Annotated in this window: 14 protein-coding genes; 10 read left to right on the top strand and 4 right to left on the bottom strand. The window is 70.7% G+C overall.

Annotated elements, in window-relative coordinates; genetic code table 11:
* Positions 1–71: 71 nt before the first annotated feature.
* Positions 72–1,532, bottom strand: coding sequence for an MFS transporter (locus LX16_RS06070; RefSeq protein WP_244615692.1), 1,461 nt, complete (start codon positions 1,530–1,532; stop codon positions 72–74).
* A 246-nt stretch (positions 1,533–1,778) separates the two neighbouring features.
* Here LX16_RS06070 and LX16_RS06075 point away from each other — a divergent pair, with 246 nt between their 5' ends.
* A complete protein-coding gene (locus tag LX16_RS06075) occupies positions 1,779–2,723 on the top strand; it encodes a helix-turn-helix transcriptional regulator (protein ID WP_147134339.1) in 945 nt (314 codons plus the stop codon).
* A gap of 5 nt (positions 2,724–2,728) precedes the next feature.
* On the opposite strand, the gene LX16_RS06080 is transcribed toward LX16_RS06075, so the two are convergent.
* Positions 2,729–5,494, bottom strand: coding sequence for an AfsR/SARP family transcriptional regulator (locus LX16_RS06080; RefSeq protein ID WP_147134342.1), 2,766 nt, complete (start codon positions 5,492–5,494; stop codon positions 2,729–2,731).
* Positions 5,495–6,942: 1,448 nt separating this feature from the next.
* On the opposite strand from LX16_RS06080, the gene LX16_RS06085 reads away from it, so the two are divergent.
* From LX16_RS06085 to LX16_RS06100, 4 genes are all read left to right on the top strand, one after another.
* Complete coding sequence (locus LX16_RS06085) at positions 6,943–8,124, top strand: hypothetical protein (protein WP_147134345.1); 1,182 nt, start codon at positions 6,943–6,945, stop codon at positions 8,122–8,124.
* 63 nt (positions 8,125–8,187) lie between these two features.
* Positions 8,188–10,275: a tetratricopeptide repeat protein gene (locus tag LX16_RS06090; RefSeq protein WP_147134348.1), complete on the top strand. Its 2,088-nt coding sequence runs from the start codon at positions 8,188–8,190 to the stop codon at positions 10,273–10,275.
* Positions 10,272–10,862: a flavin reductase family protein gene (locus tag LX16_RS06095; protein ID WP_147134351.1), complete on the top strand. Its 591-nt coding sequence runs from the start codon at positions 10,272–10,274 to the stop codon at positions 10,860–10,862. Before LX16_RS06090 ends, LX16_RS06095 begins: the two co-directional genes overlap by 4 nt.
* Positions 10,863–10,876: 14 nt before the next feature.
* Positions 10,877–11,365, top strand: coding sequence for an NUDIX domain-containing protein (locus LX16_RS06100; protein WP_147134355.1), 489 nt, complete (start codon positions 10,877–10,879; stop codon positions 11,363–11,365).
* 16 nt (positions 11,366–11,381) lie between these two features.
* Here LX16_RS06100 and LX16_RS06105 read toward each other — a convergent pair whose 3' ends face one another.
* Both LX16_RS06105 and LX16_RS06110 read right to left on the bottom strand, forming a co-directional pair.
* Entirely contained in the window at positions 11,382–11,750 is a 369-nt protein-coding gene (locus LX16_RS06105) for an effector-associated constant component EACC1 (protein WP_147134358.1), read from the bottom strand.
* 11 nt (positions 11,751–11,761) lie between these two features.
* Positions 11,762–12,730, bottom strand: coding sequence for a LysR family transcriptional regulator (locus LX16_RS06110; protein WP_158645501.1), 969 nt, complete (start codon positions 12,728–12,730; stop codon positions 11,762–11,764).
* 94 nt (positions 12,731–12,824) lie between these two features.
* Between LX16_RS06110 and LX16_RS06115 the strand changes: the two genes are divergently transcribed.
* The 5 genes from LX16_RS06115 to LX16_RS27880 all read left to right on the top strand — a co-directional run bounded on the left by LX16_RS06115 (position 12,825) and on the right by LX16_RS27880 (position 18,556).
* Entirely contained in the window at positions 12,825–14,207 is a 1,383-nt protein-coding gene (locus tag LX16_RS06115) for a dihydroorotase (protein WP_211354417.1), read from the top strand.
* Positions 14,204–15,007 (top strand): ABC transporter permease, encoded by an 804-nt coding sequence (locus tag LX16_RS06120; RefSeq protein ID WP_147134364.1) that lies wholly within the window; start codon positions 14,204–14,206, stop codon positions 15,005–15,007. The genes LX16_RS06115 and LX16_RS06120 overlap by 4 nt, the downstream gene beginning before the upstream one ends.
* A gap of 2 nt (positions 15,008–15,009) precedes the next feature.
* Positions 15,010–15,807 carry an ABC transporter ATP-binding protein gene (locus LX16_RS06125; protein ID WP_147134367.1) on the top strand — a complete coding sequence of 266 codons (798 nt, stop codon included), beginning with the start codon at positions 15,010–15,012 and terminating at the stop codon, positions 15,805–15,807.
* 34 nt (positions 15,808–15,841) lie between these two features.
* Positions 15,842–16,810 (top strand): ABC transporter substrate-binding protein, encoded by a 969-nt coding sequence (locus tag LX16_RS06130; RefSeq protein WP_147134370.1) that lies wholly within the window; start codon positions 15,842–15,844, stop codon positions 16,808–16,810.
* 231 nt (positions 16,811–17,041) lie between these two features.
* A complete protein-coding gene (locus LX16_RS27880; RefSeq protein ID WP_211354306.1) occupies positions 17,042–18,556 on the top strand; it encodes a peptidoglycan DD-metalloendopeptidase family protein in 1,515 nt (504 codons plus the stop codon).
* The last annotated feature ends 2 nt before the right edge of the window (positions 18,557–18,558 follow it).

The raw sequence follows: 18,558 nt of genomic DNA on the forward strand, positions 1-18,558 counted from the left end.
ATCCTCGGGTATCGGGGTCGGGGTGGGGACGGCGGTGGGGCGGTGACCGGTGTCGGTCACCGCCCCTGCCGTCACGCGGTGGGCTGCCGCCGGGGGAGGGTGAATCCGGCCGCGAACCCGGCCAACAGGATCACCACGGTCGCGCCCAGACTCAGCATCGTCGCCGCCATGAGGCCGTCCGCGTCGCCGGTGAAGGTGCCGAAGAAGACGCTGCCCAGCACCGCCACTCCGAACGAGGCACCCAACTGCTGGACCGCCGACAGGGTTCCCGCCGCCGAACCGATCTCGGTCACCGACACCGCCTGCATCACCGAGTCGAAGTATCTGCCCATGAACAGCGCCGACCCGACACCGGCCAGCACGAGGCCGGGAGTCAACTGGTACCAGGCCAGTCCGGTGCCGGCGGTACCGACGGTCACCATGAGCACGACGATCCCGGCGGCGTTGATCAGGGCTCCGGCCAGCAGCGTCGCGCGGCCGTACCTGGCGAGCCGGTCGAGGAACGCCATCGTCCCTCCCATCGCCACGGCGAACGGGATCATCGCGGCGGCGGCCGCGATCGGGCTGAACGCGAGGCCGACCTGGAGGTGGAGGGTCATGACGAATCCCAGCCCGGCCATGGCGGCCATCAGGAGGACACCGAGGACGAGGCCGCCGTTGAACGCGCGTTTACGGAACAGGCTCGGCACGACCAGGACGTCACCGCCGCGACGCGACTTGCGGACCTGGTGGACGGCGAATCCGGCGAACAGCGCGAGCGAGACGGCCATCATCAGGAACGACCACAGTGGCCAGCCGGCCTCCCTGCCCTGCACCAGCGGGTAGATCAGGGTCACGCCGGCGGTGGAGGCCAGCAGCGCACCGGTCAGGTCGAGGCGTCCTCCCGTGGTGCCCCGGTCGCGGGGCAGCAATCGGGCGGCCAGCAGCACGATGGCGACGCCGATGGGCAGGTTGATCAGGAAGATGGACCGCCACCCGGTTCCGAAGGCGTCCAGGTCGATGAGCCATCCGGCCAGGCTCGGTCCCCCGATCGCGGCCACACCCATGATCGGGCCGGCCAGGCCGAACGCCTTCTGCGTCTCGTGCGGCGGGAACATCGCCTTGATGAGCGCGAACACCTGCGGCACCATCGCGGCACCGCACAGGCCCTGCAGGACCCGCGCGGCCACGGCGGTGTCCGCCGACTGGCTCACCGCGACCAGCAGGGAGGCGGCGGTGAAACCGGCCGCGCCCCACAGGAACATCCGGCGGCGGCCCAGGATGTCGCCGAGCCGGGCGCCCAGCAGGAGACCGCCGACCATCGCCAGGGTGTAGGCCGCGGTGAGCCACTGGATGACGGCCGCGCCGCCGCCGAGTTCGGCCTGCATGGTGGGTCCGGCGACACCGGTGACACTGGAGTCGAGTAGTTCCATGGCGCTTCCTGCCATGACGACGCCGAGGGCGGCCCATCGCCACCGGTAGGGGGCGGGCGTGTGTCGTCCCGCCGTGTCGTCGCGGGTGAGGGGTTCGGCGGGGGCTTCGAGGATCGCCACTGTGTCTCCTGTCGGTGTGGTCTGTCGTGCCTCACTGGCACACCGGAGACGCTACGGACGATTGCGGACGGTTCCGGTCCTCGATGTCACCCCCGGGTTCGCGGATTTCGCGCCCCCGGCATGACCTGCGCCGCCGTCTTCGGCGAACCGGCATGAGGACCGTCACACCACCGCGGCCACCGCGATCCGCCCGCCCGGCCGGATCGCGGACGGCGGGTGTCCTCGATGCCTGGCATGCTCGGAGGCATGCTTCCCACCTCCGCGCGACTCCTCAAACTGCTGTCCCTGCTGCAGGCACACCGGGAATGGTCGGGCGGTGACCTGGCCACCCGCCTGGAGGTGGACGTGCGCACCGTCCGCCGCGACGTCGCCAAGCTCCGGGCGCTGGGCTACCCGGTTCACGCGGCGCCCGGCGTGGCGGGCGGCTACCAACTGGGTGCCGGCGCGAAGATGCCGCCGCTGCTGCTCGACGACGAGGAGGCCGTGGCGGTCGCACTCGGGTTGCGCACCGCCGCCGGCGGCTCCATCACCGGCATCGAGGAGAGCTCGGTACGGGCGTTGGCCAAACTGGAACAGGTGTTGCCGTCACGGTTGCGGCGCCGGGTGAACACCCTTCAGGCCGTGACGATGTCCACCGCGCGCAGCGACACGCCGGTCGACGCGACGCACCTGACCGTGATCGCCACCGCCGCCCGTGACCGGCAGCGCCTGCGGTTCGAGTACCGGTCCCACGACGGCACCGCCAGTGTCCGTAACGTCGAACCGCACCGTCTCGTCCACACCGGATACCGGTGGTACCTGATGGCCTGGGACGTCGACCGGCAGGACTGGCGCAACTTCCGGGTCGACCGGATGATCCCCCGCACCCAGACCGGTCCCGGCTTCGACGCCCGGGACGTACCGGAGTTCGACATCGGGGACTTCGACGCCTGGCGCAACGCACGGTTCCAGGCCCGCATCGCCCTGGCGGCCCCGGCGCAGGAGATCGCGGCCCGGGTGCCGCAACGATGGGGCGCGGTGGAGGCGGTCGACGACCGCGGTTGCGTCCTGCACACCGGCGCCGACCGGCTGGAGGACCTGTTGACGTGGCTCCTCTACCTGGACGTGGACTTCGTGATCCACGAACCGGCCGAGTTGCGTGACCACGTGTCCGCCGTCCGCGACCGGATGGACCGGGCGGTGCGGCACTGACCGGCTCAACCCGGTGGGTCCGCCGACCGGGCCAGCAGTTTGCGCGCCTCGGCGACGTCCTCTGCGTTGACCAGTTCCGGTTGCTCCAGCAGCACCTCCAGGTGCGTCCTGGCCTCGGCGGGGTCGCCGTGTTCCAGCAGGAACGCCCCCAATCGCAGGTGCGCGTGGCCCCGGAGCCTGCGGTTGTGGTCGTTCTCCAGCAGTCGCAGGCCCTGACGCAGGTGCCGGTTGGCCAGCACCGGCCGCCCCAGGGCCTGATGCGCCTCACCCAAGGCCAACTCCACATAGGAACGGCAGACGTCGGCGCTGATCCCCGACAACAGGACGTTGGCCTTGCGCAGCGGCTCCAGGGCCTCCGCCGCACGACCCGTCTTCAGACGGAGGTAGCCCAGATTCCGGTGGAGGGTCGCCTCCAGCCTCGGCAACCGCCGGTTGTTCGGCAACATCGCGATCGCCCGGTGGAGCGTGTGCGAGGCGTCGGCGTACCGGCCGTGCTCCAGCTCCAGTTCCGCCAGGATCGAATGGCTCCACAGCCCGTCCCGTGCCCGGCCGAGCAACTGCGTCAACGAGATGGCCTTACGGAAGTGGGTGCGTGAGGCCACGAAGTTGCCCGCCAGGTAGTGCGCCAGGCCCAGGCCGTGGTTGACGCGCCACTGCCCCTCGCGGTCACCGATGCGCTGCGCCATCGCCAGGACCGCGCCCAGCGACCGCACCCAGTCGGGGCGGCTGCCCCGACTCACCCACCAGTTCGTCATCCCCACGGTCAACTGCCAGCAGTGCGGCAGCCCCCGACGTTCGGCGTACCTTCCACATTCGACCAGATTCGCCGACTCCTCGTGCAGCCAGCCCATGGCCGCCGGTTTGGTGGCGAACAACCGCGACCGCTCCACCGGTCGCCGGATCGGCGGGAACTCCGGGCTGAGCGTCTGATACGCGGCGTCCACACGGGACACGTACCAGTCCAGCAGCCGCCGCGCCGCCGCCTCCCGCGACTCCACCGGATCCTCCACATCGGCGCGTTCGATCGCGAACATGCGCAACAGCACGTGGAACCGGTACACACCGGTGTCGGTGACCTCCAGCAGATGCGCCGTCGCCAACCGTTCCAACGCCGCGTCGGCCTGCGGCTCGGGCCAATCGGCCAGCCGGGCCGCGGTGTGGACGTTCACGGTCTCCACCGGTGCCACCGCGAGGATCCGCCACAACGAACGCAACCGCTCCGGCAACGCCCGGTAGGAGGCGTCGAACGCCGACCGGATCCCCGGGTCACCCGGCAGCCGCAACCGGTCCAACCGGTCCGGGCCCGCCAACTCCGTGGCCAACACCGTCGTCGTCAACCGCCGGTCTCGGCGCAGCCGTTCGCCCACCAGCCGAAGCGCCACCGGCAGGCCGCTGCACAACCCCGCCACCCGCCGCAACGTCGCCTCGTCGCCCAGCCTGCCCCCGTCGACGAAGGTCCGCAGCAGCGACACCGACTCCCACGGTTCGAACGGCCCCAACGGGACCGAGAGCGCGTCGGTGCGGCCGGCGAGCCCCGGCAGCTCGGCGCGCGAGGTGATCAACACCAGGCACCCCGGCGTGCCCGGCAGCAACGGCAACACCTGCTCGGCGTCGGCCGCGTCGTCCAGCAGGATCAGCAACCGCCTGCCCGCCACCGTGCTGCGGAACCTTCCGGCCAGTTCGTCGGTGTCCTGCGGCTGCAGCCCCGGGGCGACCCCGAGACTGCGCATCAACTGTGACAACGCGGCGAACGGTTGCAACGCCGGGGAGGGACCGTGGGCCCGCAGGTTCACGTACAACGCGCCGTCGGGGAACCGGTCGGCCACCGAATGCGCGAACCGCACCGCCAGCGTGGTCTTGCCGCAGCCGGCGATGCCGTGCACCACCGCGACGGTCCCGCCCGCGTCCTCGACGTGCTTGGTCAGTTCACGCAGCACCGGCTGCCTGCCGGTGAAGCTCGCCAGATCGCCCGGCAGCTCCGCCGGAGCGGGCATCGCGGGCAACGCCACCGGCGCGGCGGTACGGACCTCGCCGCCGGTGTCGTCGCCCCGCAGCAGTTCCCGGTGCAACCGGTTCAACCGCTCCCCCGGGTCCAGCCCCAACTCCTCGTTCAACCGGCCGCGGAACGCCTGGTAGACGTCCAGCGCCTCGATGCGGCGGCCACAGGCCCGCAGCGCCCGGATCAGCAACTCGGTCGGACGTTCCCGCAACGGGAACCCCGACGTCAGCGACGTCAGCTCGGCGATCGCCTCACGGTGCCGTCCCAGTTCCAGTTGCGCGGCGAGGCACTCCTCCGTCGCCACGACCCGCTGTTCGTCCAGATAGGCCGCCCGATGCACCAGCTCGGCGTGGCACACGTCGGCCAGGGCGTTCCCCCGCCACAACGCCAGCGCACTCCGCCACAGGTCGACGGCCTCACCGGGCCGGTCCGGCATCGACCGCCGGGCCCGCGCCACGAGGTCCTCGAAGACGATGACGTCCACCGTGTCCTCGGGTGCCGTCAGCAACCGGTATCCCGACGCCTCGGTCAGCAACCCGGTACCACTGCCCTGCAACGCCTTCCGCAGCAGCGACACGCAGTGCTGCACCTGCCGGACGGCCGTGATGGGCGGCTGCTCCCACAACGCGTCCGCGATCCGGCTCACCGGGACGGTCCTTCCCGCGTCGAGCAGTAAAACCGCCAGCAACGCGCGCACCCGTTTGCCGGGCAACGACACCGGCGCTCCCGAGGCTTCGGAGACCTCCACATTGCCAAGGACGCGAAAATCCATTGTGCTACCTCAGTTCGTCACGTGCGGCGTGGGATCACCGCGACGCCGAGGTGGGACACGACATCGCGGCCGGGGACTCCGGATGGTGACGCTCGGGGGCGGCGACGTCACGGCTTCTCCTTTCTACCGGGCGGCAACCGTTTTGCACGTCGGTCGATCGGACCGGTCTTCGGCAACCGTCCAGCCATTCCGATCACTGAATGCGATCGGCACGAGACAGCGGCGAGGACCGATCGAGGACGACGCCGCCGACACTTGTGACACGCCGCGTCACCTCTCTCCACCCCGACGCGGCGACACAGGAACGTTCCAGCCGAGGAGAAGCCGTGAAGAAGATCCAGGTCCGCAAGACCGAGACCGTCCGCCTCACCAGCGCCGCCCAGCCGCTCTACGTCGGCGGCTGCGGCAGCGTGCCTCTCAAGTAGGCCGTAGGCGATCACGCGTCATCCGACACCGGCGAGGAGGTGACCCGTCATGAAGAAGATCCAGGTCCGCAAGACCGAGACCGTGCGCCTCACCAGCGCCGCCCAACCGCTGTACGCCGGCGGCTGCGGCAGCGTGCCTCTCAAGTAGGCCGTAGGCGATCACGCGTCATCCGACACCGGCGAGGAGGTGACCCGTCATGAAGAAGATCCAGGTCCGCAAGACCGAGACCGTGCGCCTCACCAGCGCCGCGCAACCGCTGTACGCCGGCGGCTGCGGCGGCGGCGGCAGTGTGCCCGTCCTGGCCTGACCGGCCGCCTGACGTCCGACACCCCCGAGGAGGTGACCCGTCATGAAGAAGATCCAGGTCCGCAAGACCGAGAGCGTCCGCCTCACCAGCGCCGCCCAACCGCTGTACGCCGGCGGCTGCGGCAGCGTGCCTCTCAAGTAGGCCGTAGGCGATCACGCGTCATCCGACACCGGCGAGGAGGTGACCCGTCATGAAGAAGATCCAGGTCCGCAAGACCGAGACCGTGCGCCTCACCAGCGCCGCCCAACCGCTGTACGCCGGCGGCTGCGACACGGTGCCCGTCCTGAAGTAGACGGCGCCCGGCCGGTCGCCGGGTGGTGAGACCACACCACCCGGCGACCGCCCGGCGGCGACTGTTCACGTCGCCCGCGACGACACGCACGGCGGGCCGGGCACGGTGCACACCGCGACGCCCGACACGTCGACACCTCGTCCAGACGAGGGTACCGGAACGCGCGCGACACCGTCCACAACAGAACTACGGAGGTGAATCCGATGAAGAAGATCATGGTGCGCCGCACCGAGACCGTGCGCCTCACCAGCGCCGCGCAACCGCTGTACGCCGGCGGCTGCGGCGGTGGGGGCCCCGTCTCGCCACCCGCGATGCAGCTCTGACGACCGCCCCGCCCGACGGCGGAACGGTGACACCACCCGGCGGCTCCACGCGCCGCCGGGTGGCACCGCCCGCCCATCCGCCACACCGTGGGAGACCGCCATGACCACCGCCGACCCGGCCGTCCTCGACCGGCCGGTCACCCTCCACCACCTCACCTTCCTCGACGAGGGCGACGAGGTCACCGTCGGCCGCCCCGACAACGACACCTACATCCACCTCCCCGCCGACGGTGCCGCCCTGATCCGTCGCCTCGCCGCCGGCGACACCCCCCACCAGGCGGCCGACTGGTACCACCGCGAATACGGCGACACCGTCGACATGGCCGACTTCCTGGCGACCCTGGCCGAACTCGACTTCATCGCCGCCGACGCCGCCACCGCCGCCCCGCCACCCGCCGTGCGGTGGCGACGCCTGGGCGCCGTGGTGTTCTCCCGCTGGGCGATGGCCGGTTACGCCGTCCTCGTCGCCGCCATGTGCGTCGTCTGGGTCGTCCGCCCCGAGTTCGTGCCGCAGTACGCCCACGCCTTCTACACGCCCTCGCTGGTCGTGGTCATGCTGACCCTGTTCGTGGGACAGTTCCCGTTCCTGCTGCTGCACGAGGCCGCGCACGCCCTCGCCGGACGCCGCATCGGCCTGAACTCCCGGCTGCGGATCAGCCGCCGCCTCTACTTCATCGTCTTCGAGACCTCCATGGACGGACTGGTGTCCGTCCCACGCCGGTCACGCTACCTGCCGATCCTGGCCGGAGTGCTCGCCGACGCCGTGGCCACCGCGGTGCTGGTGCTGACCGCCGCGGCCGTGGGCGGCGTCGTCGCCGGCGCCTGCCTGGCGATCGCACTGACCAATCTGCTGCGGATGCTGTGGCAGTGCTACTTCTTCCTGCGCACCGACCTGTACTACCTCGTCGTCACCGTGCTGGGCTGCACCAACCTGCACACCGCCTCCCGTGATCTCCTCAAGCGGCGCGTCCTGCGGTTGCTGCGGCGGCCGGTGCCCGACGCCGTCCCCGTCGGTGAGGCCGACCGCCGGGCGGCCCGCTGGTACTCGTGGCTGCTGCCGCTCGGATACGTGGCCCTGCTGTTCAGCCTCGGCTACGTCGTGATCCCCAGCCTCGTCCACGTCGTGGTCGAGGTCGTCGACCGGATACGGGAACAGGCGCCCCTGGCGGTCGTCGTCGACAGCCTCGTCGTCGCGCTACTCGTCTTCGGCCAGTTCGTCATCGCGGGAGTCCTGGCGCTGCGGCAACGCCGCCGGACCCGCACCGCGGCGGCCCACACCTAGCCGCAAGCCCCCGGGGCGCCGCCCACCGCGCTCACACACCGGATCCAGAGAAAGCAGGCGACCATGACCGGAACCACCCACCTGTGGCTGCGACTCCCCCGCCGGGAGGACCTCCCCGCCGCCCTCGACGGCCTGGACCTCCCGCGACCGCTGACCGCGGCCCCGCTGAGCGCGCACCGCAGGCTTCGCGGCCCGTACACCTTCGGCGGTGAGCTGGCCCGCGAACTCACCCCGGGACTGCTGGCCACCGCGCCGGACCTGGTCCGGCTGCACGAGGTCACCCTCCTCACCCTGGCCCCCGAACTGCGCGACCACGTCGAGGCCACGAAGGAGACCCTGACCTCCCTCGCCGTCCCCGCCGAACGCACCCGTTTCTACTCGCGGCTGCGGACACTGCGGCTCGCACACGGCATGACCGCGCTACTGCGCGACCGCCCCCAGGACGGGCCGGTCAGCCTCGTCGTCCGCGACGCCCACCACGCGGACCCCACCGACGCCGAGCTCCTCGCGGTCTTGCTACGCCGGCTCGACCCGGAGCGCGTCCGGCTCGTGGTCTGCACCGGCCTCGACGAACTCGGCGAACCCGTCACGCCGATGCCCGAGACGCTGCCCGAGGCACTGCACCGCCACGCCCACCGCGTCGACGCCATCGAATCCACACTGGACGAGGACGTCGACCCCGCCGCCTACGTCCACCGCGACGGGGTCGCCGACGATCCCCGGCTCGTCGAGGCGTACCTGGCCGCCGACCCCGCCGACCGCGCCCGGTGGCACGACGCACGCGCCGAACACCTCGAGACGGCCGGATTCGCCTGGCGACTCGGCGCCATCCCCTACCACCGCGAACACGGCGGCGACCCCGTCACCCACGCCGTCCCCGCGCTGCGGCTGGCACTGGACCACTGCATCGACGCCGGCTTCTACGACGCCACCGTCGATCTGGGCGAACGCGGCCGCCGGTACGTCGACGCCGACGGCGACGTCGAACAGTGGTGGGCGTTCACCACGAAGATGACCACCTCGCTCGCGGCGTTGGCGCGCGCCGAGGACGCCGAGCGCCTGTACGACGAGGCCCGCGCCGCCAGCACCTCCCCCGCCATACACCAACAGGCCGCCTACGCCACGGCGATGCTCTACACCCGGCACCACGAGACCGACGTCCGTGACGACCGGCTCGCCAAGGCGTGGATCAACCAGGCCATCGCGTTCGCCGCACTCGACCCCGACCCGCCGTCGCGGGCGTTCCACTCGGCGTTCTACCGCAACGGCCTCGCGCTCATCGAACTCCACCTCGGCGACCCCCAGCAGGCGCTCGACCTGGTCGAGGACGGCCTGCGGCGACTCGACACCGGTCTCGACGCCGACCGGCACCGCCTGCACCGTTCGGTGCTGCGGTACAACCGGGCGCAGGTGCTGGCGGGCCTGGGCAGGGTCGCCGAGGCCCTCACCGACTACGACACCGTCATCGCGCTGGACCCCAACTATCCCGAGTACCACTTCGACCGGGCGGCGCTGCTGCGGCGCCTCGGCAGGGACGACGACGCCCTGGCCGACTACGACGAGGCGATCCGGTTGTCCCCGCCGTTCCCGGAGGCGTACTTCAACCGGGCCGTGACCCGCGCCGGAACCGGGGACACCGCGGGCGCGCTCGCCGACCTGGCCGAGACCATCGCGCTCGACCCCGCCAACGTCGACGCATACGTCAACCGGGCCGAACTGCTCCTGGAGGCCGGTGACACCGGCGGAGCCGCCGCCGACGTCGCCGAAGGACTGCGGCGCGATCCCGAACGCCCCGAACTGCACGTGCTGGCCGGGCACCTCGCCGACGACGGCGCCGCCGCGCTGCGCTCTTACGACGAGGCGTTGCGGGTGTCGCCCGGGCACGTCGCGGCGCTCACCGGGCGCGCCGAGATCCACTACCGGGACGGCAGACTCGTCGACGCGCTCGCGGATCTGGACACCGCCGTGATGCTCGACCCCGACAACCCCGAGGCCCGGTTCAACCGCGCCGTGGTGGCGATGGACCTGGGCCGCACCGGTTTCGCGCTGGAGGATCTGGAACACGCCGACCGGGTCGCCCCGGGTGACGCCGACGTGTCCGAGCGGCTGCGACGCTGCCGGGAACTCGTCGCACAGGGGGTCACGTCATGACGCTCCTGGAGCCGGCGGGGGTAACCGCCCCCGCCGGCGCGGATCCGTCCCGGGCGCTGCGACGGGTGCTCGGCCACTTCGCGACCGGCGTCACCGTCGTCACGACCACCGACGCCTCCGGCGCGCCCGTGGGCCTGACCGTCAACTCGTTCACCTCGGTGTCACTGCGCCCGCCGATGGTGCTGTGGTGTCTACAACGGACCTCACGCAGCCGCGCCGCATTCCAGCGCAGCGGACACTACGCGGTCAACGTACTGGCGGAAGACCAACGGGACCTCGCGGGGCGGTTCGCCGGCGAACGGAGGCATGGCGCGGGCGAACGGAGACATGGCGCCGGCGAACCGGGGCACGGTGCGGACGGCGAACCGGACCGCTTCGCCGGAGTGGGTTGGCAGTTGGGTGTGGCGGGACAACCGATCCTCGACGGCGTCAGCGCCTGGCTGGTGTGCCGGTTGCAGGGCACCGGGATACCCGCCGGCGACCACATCGTCCTGTTCGGACGGGTGCTGGCGCACCGGGCGGGACAGGCGCCACCGCTGGTGTTCGCGCACGGCCGCTACCGTCACCTCGACCCGCGGACCGGGTGACATACCGTGTCCGCATGACCGACGCCTTCACTCTGCCGGAACCGTACTCGCGTCTGTCGGTGAACCTCGCCGCCACCGGCGCACTCGTCACGGACCCCGACGGCCGGGTCCTGATGGTCAAGCCCCACCACAATCCGCATTGGACGTTCCTCGGCGGGATGCTCGACACCGGTGAGACCCCCCGCGCCGGTTGCGGACGCGAGATCAAGGAGGAGATCGGCCTGGACCTGCCGGTCGGGCGGTTGCTGCTCGCCGACTGGGCGCCGCCGGAGGGGCGGCGGCCGCTGCCACTGGTGTACTTCCTGTTCGACTGCGGCACACTGCCGGGACTCGACGACGTCATCCTGCAGGAGGACGAACTGTCCGACATCGCGTTCCTGCCGCCCTCGGAGGCCGCGGCGCGACTGGCGCCCCACGTCGCCGCGCGGCTCCCCGCCGCCCTGGCCGCCCGCGACCATCACCGGACGGTGTGGCTGCCCGACGCCCCGACCCCGACGACCTGAGAGACCCGTACCGCCGCTAAGGTTCCACGATCTCGGCGTCGACGACGTCCGGACCGGGGTCCGGGGCCGGGGCCGGCCGCCGGTCCATGGCGATGTAGGCGCTGCGGATCCGGTTCGGATCGGGCGTGGTCGTCAACTCCAGGGACTCGCCGTTGACGGCGGTCGCGGTGACCGTGGGCCGCGCGTCGACGGGCCGGGTACGCAGGAACGTCGCCACCGCCATCGCCAGGGTCGCCAGTTGCGGCGGGCTGGACACGGTGGCGGTCAACGACTCCCCGGTGAACCGGACACCCAGCTCGGCGGCCGACGGGATCCGCGCGATCCACGCGGACACGTCGGCCGCGACCGCCGCGCCGCCGGAGACCTCGACCGTGACATCGACCATGACCGTCCTCCTCACACGTCACCACCATCCTGCCCCACGCCCTGACGCGGCATCACGGCCGTGACCCCGTCCGCCTTGTTCCGCTGGAACTGCGCCAACGCGAACCCGAAGTCCCGCATCCACGCGGGCGTGTCGTGCCGGTGCCAGGCGACCCCCAGGGCGAACCCCAGCCGCCGTCCCTCCCGGTCGTGGAGCCGGCGGGCGCGCAGGTCGAACCCCCGCATGTCGACGGTGTCGCCGAACACCGCCACACCCAGTCCGGCCTCCGCCAACGCCGCCAGGGTCTGTCCCACGTTGGAACGGTAGACGATGCGCGGGAACAACCCACTGGCCTCGCACTCCTGCATGAACACCCGTCCGGCGAGGAAACCGGTGCCGTTGACCACCAACGGGAACCGCACCAACTCGTCGACGGTGATGGTCTCGGCCCCGGTGTCGAGCGGGTGACCGGAAGGGAAGTACGCCGTCACCGTCAAGTGGGCCAACGGGATCGCCTCCAGTTCCTCGCCCACCGGCAACGGCACGATCGCCAGGTCGCACTCACCGTCGGCCAGCCGCTCCCGCAACTTCAGGGCGCCGTCCTCGATGACCTCTATCCCGACCTCGGGATGTGCCGGGATCCACTCGGCCAGGAACGGCGCCAGGTAGGAACCGGCGGCGGTGGCCGCCGCGCCGAGCCTGATGCGGGCCCGCCGCCCACCGGCGATGTCGCCGCGCATCGTCGCCAGCAGCGAACCGATGCGGTGCGCGTGATCGACCAGTGCCGCCCCGGCGGGGGTCAACCGCGCGCCGCGGGGGCCGCGTTCGACCAGTCCGGCGCCCAGTTCACGTTCGAGTCGCGCGATGGTCCGTGAGATCGCCGGCTGGGACGTGTACATGCGTTGCGCCGCGGCGCGGAAGCTCCCGGTGGACGCCACCGACAGGAACGTCTGCAGATCACGGAAAGTCAGATCACCTGATGCGCTAAACGTATCACTCACAGGGTTAGTTGTAACACACGCGTTATCTTTACCTCGTAGCGTCGCTCTCACCAGGCCAAACGCGGCCGACACGAGTACTCAGAGGAGCGTGATCATGACCATGGACACGGTGATCACGGGGGCGCGCGTCGTCACCCCCGGCGGAATCGTCAACGCCGACGTAGGCATCGCCACCGGCCGCATCGCCTCGATGGCGCTCCCCGGAACGCTCACCGACGCCACCGAGACCATCGACGCCGCCGGGCTGACCCTCGTCCCCGGCTTCATCGACGTGCACTCCCACCACCGCGAACCCGGGTTCACCCACAAGGAGGACATCGCGTCGGCCACCGCCGCCTGCGCGGCCGGCGGCGTCACCACGACGTTCGCCATGCCGAACGTCTACCCGCCGCCCAACACCGTCGACGTCCTCGACGACATGTTCCGGCTCTACGAACGCTCCGCCGTCGTCAACTGGAACGTCAACCCCGCCGGGACGATCCTCGAAGAGATCCCGAAACTCGCGCGACGGGGAATCGCCGCGTTCAAGGTGTTCATGGTCGTCGACACCGGCCGCGACTACCCCCACATGCCCGGCATCGGCGTCCACGACCACGGCAGACTGCTCGCGATCATGGAGGCGTGCGCCGCCGCGGGCGTCCCCCTCATGGTCCACCCCCACGACCAGGCCCTCATGGACCACATCGAACAGGGCTTCTGGGACCGCGGCGAACGCGACGCCCTCGCCTACGCCAAGGCCTACGCCGCCCACGACGGACTCATCTGGGACTCCGCGATCGGCACACTGCTGCGGATGCAGGCCGCCACCGGTGTCCACCTGCACCTCCTCCACGTCCAGACCGCCGGCTCGATCGACATGATCCGCCGGGCCAAGGCACGCGGCCAACACGTCACCGCCGAGATCAACCCGTGGGCGCTGTTCCTGGGACACAAGTGGGAGAACATCGAACGCCTCGGCTCCTACGCCCTGTCCTACTGGGTGCCCGAACAGCACACCCCGCACCTGTGGGAGGGACTGCGCGACGGCACCGTCGACGTCATCTCCACCGACCACGCCCCCCACACCCGTGAGGAGAAGGAGGTCGGCTGGGAGGACGGCTGGAAGGCACACACCGGCACCCCCTCCACCCAGTTCTACGCGCGCATGATGTTCGACGCCGCCCACCGGGGTGAACTGAGGCTCGAACGCGTCGTCGAACTGTGCGCGACCGCCCCCGCCCGCCGTTTCCACCTCGACGGCAAGGGCGAGATCGCGATCGGCGCCGACGCCGACCTCGTCCTGGTCGACACCGAACGCACCACCACCATCACCGACGACGAGGTACTCAGCAAGATCGGCTACACCCCCTACGCCGGGCAGACCTACACCGGACTCCCGGTGCGGACACTGGTCGCGGGAAAGACCGTCTTCCACGACGGAGTCGTCACCGGCGCCCCCGGCGGCGGAACCCAGAGCCGCCGCCGGAGCACCACATGAGCCCCCCCACTCGCCGGGTGAGCCCGCTGTCATGGCTGGGCGGCGCCACCCGAGGCGCGTCGGTGACCCGCCTGCTGCTGTCACTCACCCTGTTCCTGGTGGTGTGGCAGGTGTCGGCGACGTACCTGATCGACAACCGGCTGCTCCTGGTGCCCGCGACCGAGGTCGCCGGCGCCCTCTACGACGAGATCGCCTCCGGCGAGTTCGCGCGCCACCTGGGCACCACCCTGCTCGAACTGGTGATCGCGTTCCCGCTGGCGGTCGTCGGCGGCTTCGTCATCGGGGCCGTCCTGGCCGGAAGCAAACCCGTCCGCCAGACCCTCGACCCGATACTGACCGCCCTGTACTCCCTGCCGATCGTGGCGCTGGCGCCGCTGTTCACCGCCGGCCTGGGATTCGGAGTCGCCAGCAAGGTCGCCGTGGTGATCCTCATGGCGATCTTCCCCGTCATCACCAACACCGACGCCGGGCTCCGCAGCGCCGAACCGGCCCTCATCGAGACCGCCCGGTCCTACGGCGCCGGGCGCCTCCAGGTGCTGCGCACCGTGACCCTGCCGCACTCGGTGCCGTTCATCATCAGCGGCATCCGGGTCGCGTTCGCCCGCGCCCTGGTCGGCGTCATCGTCGCGGAGTTCTTCGGCGCGGTCGCCGGGTTCGGCTTCGCGATCGCCGCGGCCGCCCAGTCGTACCAGACGGCCCGGCTGCTCGGCTACGTCGTCGTGCTCGGCGTCGTCGGCCTGGTCGCCTCGATCGGCCTGACGGCCCTGGAACGGCGAATCGCCCCCTGGAAGGAGGACTGACGATGGATTTCACCCGACCGGGAGGCATCGTCGTCGACGGTGTCGGACTGACGTTCCACCCGCCGCGCCGAGACTCCGTGGTGGCGTTGGAGAACGTCGACCTCACCGTCTCACCCGGTGAGTTCGTCTGCGTCGTGGGCGCGTCCGGCTCCGGCAAGTCGACCCTGTTGCGGCTACTGGACGGACTCATCACACCGACGACCGGCACCATCACCGCCGGCGGTGAACCGGTGACCGGACCGAGCCCCGACCGCGCGATGGTCTTCCAGAGCGACAACCTGATGCCGTGGTCGACGGTCGTCGACAACGTCGCCTACGGGCTCGTCCTGGGCGGCATGAAACGCGCCCGGGCACGGCAGATCGCCACCACCCAACTGGAACGCGTCGGACTGGCCGACGCGGCACGGCTGTACCCCAGGCAACTGTCCGGCGGGATGCGGCAGCGCGTCAACATCGCGCGGGCGCTCGCGGTCGACCCCCAGGTACTCCTGCTGGACGAACCCTTCGCCGCCCTCGACGCCCAGACCCGGGAGATCATGTCCGCCGAACTGCTGCGGATCTGGTCGGCCGACCGCAAGACGGTCGTCTTCATCACCCACCAGATCGACGAGGCGGTCTTCCTCGCCGACCGGGTGGTCGTCCTGTCGGCGCGACCGGGAACGGTCCGCGAGATCGTGCCCGTCGACTTCGCCCGGCCGCGCGACCTCTCGCTGAAACGCACACCGGAGTTCGGTCGCGTCGTCGACCACATCTGGTCCCTGATCGAGGACGAGGTCCGCGGCAGCCTCGGACTCCACTGAACCCCCAACCGATCCAGACCCGAAGGAGGGTGTCATGACGACACGCCGAAAACTTCTGGCGACCGCCGGGCTGGCGCTCGCGGTCACCCTGCCACTGGCCGCCTGCGGCGGTGGCGACGACGCCGGCACCGACACGGTGCAGGTCGCCGTCCTCGGCCCCGGCTCCCTGCAGTGGCTTCACGCCATCGCCAAGGACCAGGGCTTCTACGACGACCACGGCGTCACGGTCGAGGACATCCAGGTCCAGAACTCCGGCTCCCTGGTGCAGGCGGTGGCCTCCGGATCCGCCGACGCCGGAATCGCGCTGGGCGACAACGTCATCAAGGCCGTCGACGAGGGCGCCGACATCAAGATCACCGGCGCGTTGATCCAGAAGCCGGCCCTGCGGCTGTACGGGGCGCCCGGTGTCGAGGACATCGCCGACCTGGCCGGCGCCCAGGTCACCGCCGGAGCCACCGAGGGCGGCACCTACGAACTCATGCTGTACATGCTGCAGGAGGCCGGCGTCGACACCGCCGGCCTGACCCCGGTCGCCATCGCCAACTCCAGCGACCGGGTCGTGGCCATGCAGAACGACCAGGTGCAGGGCGCCCTGCTGATCCCGCCGTTCGACACCCTCGCCGAGGAGTCGGGCGCCAACCTGCTGGGTTGGCACGACGACTACTGGCTGGAGACGCCCGCGATCGTCAACGGGCCGTGGGCGAAGGAGAACCCCGAGGCCGCCGCCGGTTTCACCAGGGGACTCGCCGACGCGGCGCGGTTCTTCGCCGACCCCGCCAACCAGGCCGAATCGGTGCGGGTGCTGCAGGAGTACGCCGACGTGGACGAGACCGCCGCCCAGGCGGCCTACGACTTCATCTCCGAGAACGACATCTTCTCCCCGGACCTGTCGATCGCCGAGGAGGGACTGACCAACATCGCCGAGATCGGCGCCGCGGTGTCCGGCAAGGACATCAGCGGCTTCGACCCCGCCGACTACATCGACGACGGCTACCTGGAGTGAACCCGACCGAAGTCGGCCCCTTAACGACGGCAACGGGGTTCACCCGACGGCGTGAATGGAGTCGAGGTCGCACGGCGCGGCCTTGACTCCATTCTTTTATGTCGATACGTTGAAGTCCGTCGTCGGTGAGCCGCCCGTCACCCACGGCCCCACTCCGACCGCCCGAGGCGCCCCGACCGCTCCACCCGCCACGGAAGCGGCGACGCGGCACCCCCGCCGAAGGACACCGCCGTGACCCGACGAACCATTATCCACAGGGGACTCTCACTCGCCACGCTGGTCGTGGCCTGCCTCGCGGCCTCCCTGCTGTCCGCGACGCCGGCCGACGCGGCCGGTCCCCGGCCCGACTTCCGGTCACCGTGGCCGTGCGGAGAACAACGCCAGTACTACCACCACTCGTCGGAGGTCCTCAACGCGCTCGACTTCAGCCTGCCCGGCGGCGCCGACTTCAACACCCCCGTCCTGGCCCCCGCCGCGGGCACCGTGGAGGTCGTCCACGGTCACGCCGGATACGGCAACTACGTCCGCATCCACCACACCGGCGGTTGGGCCAGCATGATGGCGCACCTGCACACCACCAGTGTCGCCGACGGGCAGTACGTCCAGGTGGGGCAGGAGATCGGCCGGGTGGGCAGCACCGGCAACTCCACCGGCCCCCACCTGCACCTCGAACAGGAGGCCGACGGGACCAACCACCCGATCATCCTCGACGGCGTCGCGTTGCGCTACAGCGGCGCCGTCTCACACCACACCAGCCGGAACTGCGGCGGCTCCGGCGTCAGCGGTCAGGCGTTCGTGTTCGGTGGTTCTCAGCGTTTCGCCGGGGTGGATGTTTCGGGGTCGTTGACGAATTTCTCGTGGTCGCCCGGGACGGGTGTGGTGCGTTCCGATTGGGGTGGTGGCGCGGTAACCGGTGTTCCGGTGGGTTATGTCCATGACGGGTTGCAGCACGTGTTCGCGCGTGGCACCGACGACACCCTGCGCCACTGGTACCAGTCCGGGACCCACCCCCCGGGCCTGGACTCGTGGAACACCACCGGCCTGGTCAAGTCCGACCCGGCCGGGTTCGCCTACGGCACCCAACAACACGTGTTCTTCCGCAACCCACACAACAAACTCGAACACCGCTACTACGACACCACCACCGGACAGGTCCACGGCGGCGTCTGGAGCGACCACACCTTCACCGGTAACCCCTACGCCTTCGTCCACCGCGACCAACAACACGTCTTCGCCCGCACCGCCGAAGGCGCCCTCCTCCACTGGTACTGGTGGCCCGGCATCGCACCGGCCGTCGACGACTGGGGAATCACCACCGGCATCGCCTCCGACATCACCGGATTCTCCTACCACGGCACCCAACACCACATCTTCTACCGCGACACCGACGGCCACCTCCAACACCGCTACTACGACGACGCCTCCGGCACCCTCAACGGAGGCACCTGGCCCGGCGGCACCTTCGAAGGCGACCCCCACGCCCTCGTCCACCGCGACCAACAACACGTCTTCGCCCGCAACACCCAAGGCGACCTCGTCCACTGGTACTGGTGGCCCGGCATCAACCCCGCCGTCGACGACTGGGGAGCACAAAACACCGTCACCGGCGACCCCGTCGGCCTGTCCACACCCGGCCAACACCACGTCTTCTACCGCACCACCAACGGCACCCTCGCCCACCACTGGATCGACGACGGCCACCACACCCCACACCACGACAACTGGGGCGGAAACATCACACCCTGAAC

Origin of the sequence: Stackebrandtia albiflava, assembly GCF_007994225.1 — a bacterium.
GTDB lineage: Bacteria > Actinomycetota > Actinomycetes > Mycobacteriales > Micromonosporaceae > Stackebrandtia > Stackebrandtia albiflava.

What these genes read in the sequence shown, in the direction of transcription:
- LX16_RS06075 (WP_147134339.1), top strand. Translation starts at nt 1,779, where the DNA reads ATGCTTCCCACCTCCGCGCGACTCCTCAAACTGCTGTCCCTGCTGCAG.
- LX16_RS06080 (WP_147134342.1), bottom strand. Translation starts at nt 5,494, where the DNA reads ATGGATTTTCGCGTCCTTGGCAATGTGGAGGTCTCCGAAGCCTCGGGA.
- LX16_RS06085 (WP_147134345.1), top strand. Translation starts at nt 6,943, where the DNA reads ATGACCACCGCCGACCCGGCCGTCCTCGACCGGCCGGTCACCCTCCAC.
- LX16_RS06090 (WP_147134348.1), top strand. Translation starts at nt 8,188, where the DNA reads ATGACCGGAACCACCCACCTGTGGCTGCGACTCCCCCGCCGGGAGGAC.
- LX16_RS06095 (WP_147134351.1), top strand. Translation starts at nt 10,272, where the DNA reads ATGACGCTCCTGGAGCCGGCGGGGGTAACCGCCCCCGCCGGCGCGGAT.
- LX16_RS06100 (WP_147134355.1), top strand. Translation starts at nt 10,877, where the DNA reads ATGACCGACGCCTTCACTCTGCCGGAACCGTACTCGCGTCTGTCGGTG.
- LX16_RS06105 (WP_147134358.1), bottom strand. Translation starts at nt 11,750, where the DNA reads ATGGTCGATGTCACGGTCGAGGTCTCCGGCGGCGCGGCGGTCGCGGCC.
- LX16_RS06115 (WP_211354417.1), top strand. Translation starts at nt 12,825, where the DNA reads ATGACCATGGACACGGTGATCACGGGGGCGCGCGTCGTCACCCCCGGC.
- LX16_RS06120 (WP_147134364.1), top strand. Translation starts at nt 14,204, where the DNA reads ATGAGCCCCCCCACTCGCCGGGTGAGCCCGCTGTCATGGCTGGGCGGC.
- LX16_RS06125 (WP_147134367.1), top strand. Translation starts at nt 15,010, where the DNA reads ATGGATTTCACCCGACCGGGAGGCATCGTCGTCGACGGTGTCGGACTG.
- LX16_RS06130 (WP_147134370.1), top strand. Translation starts at nt 15,842, where the DNA reads ATGACGACACGCCGAAAACTTCTGGCGACCGCCGGGCTGGCGCTCGCG.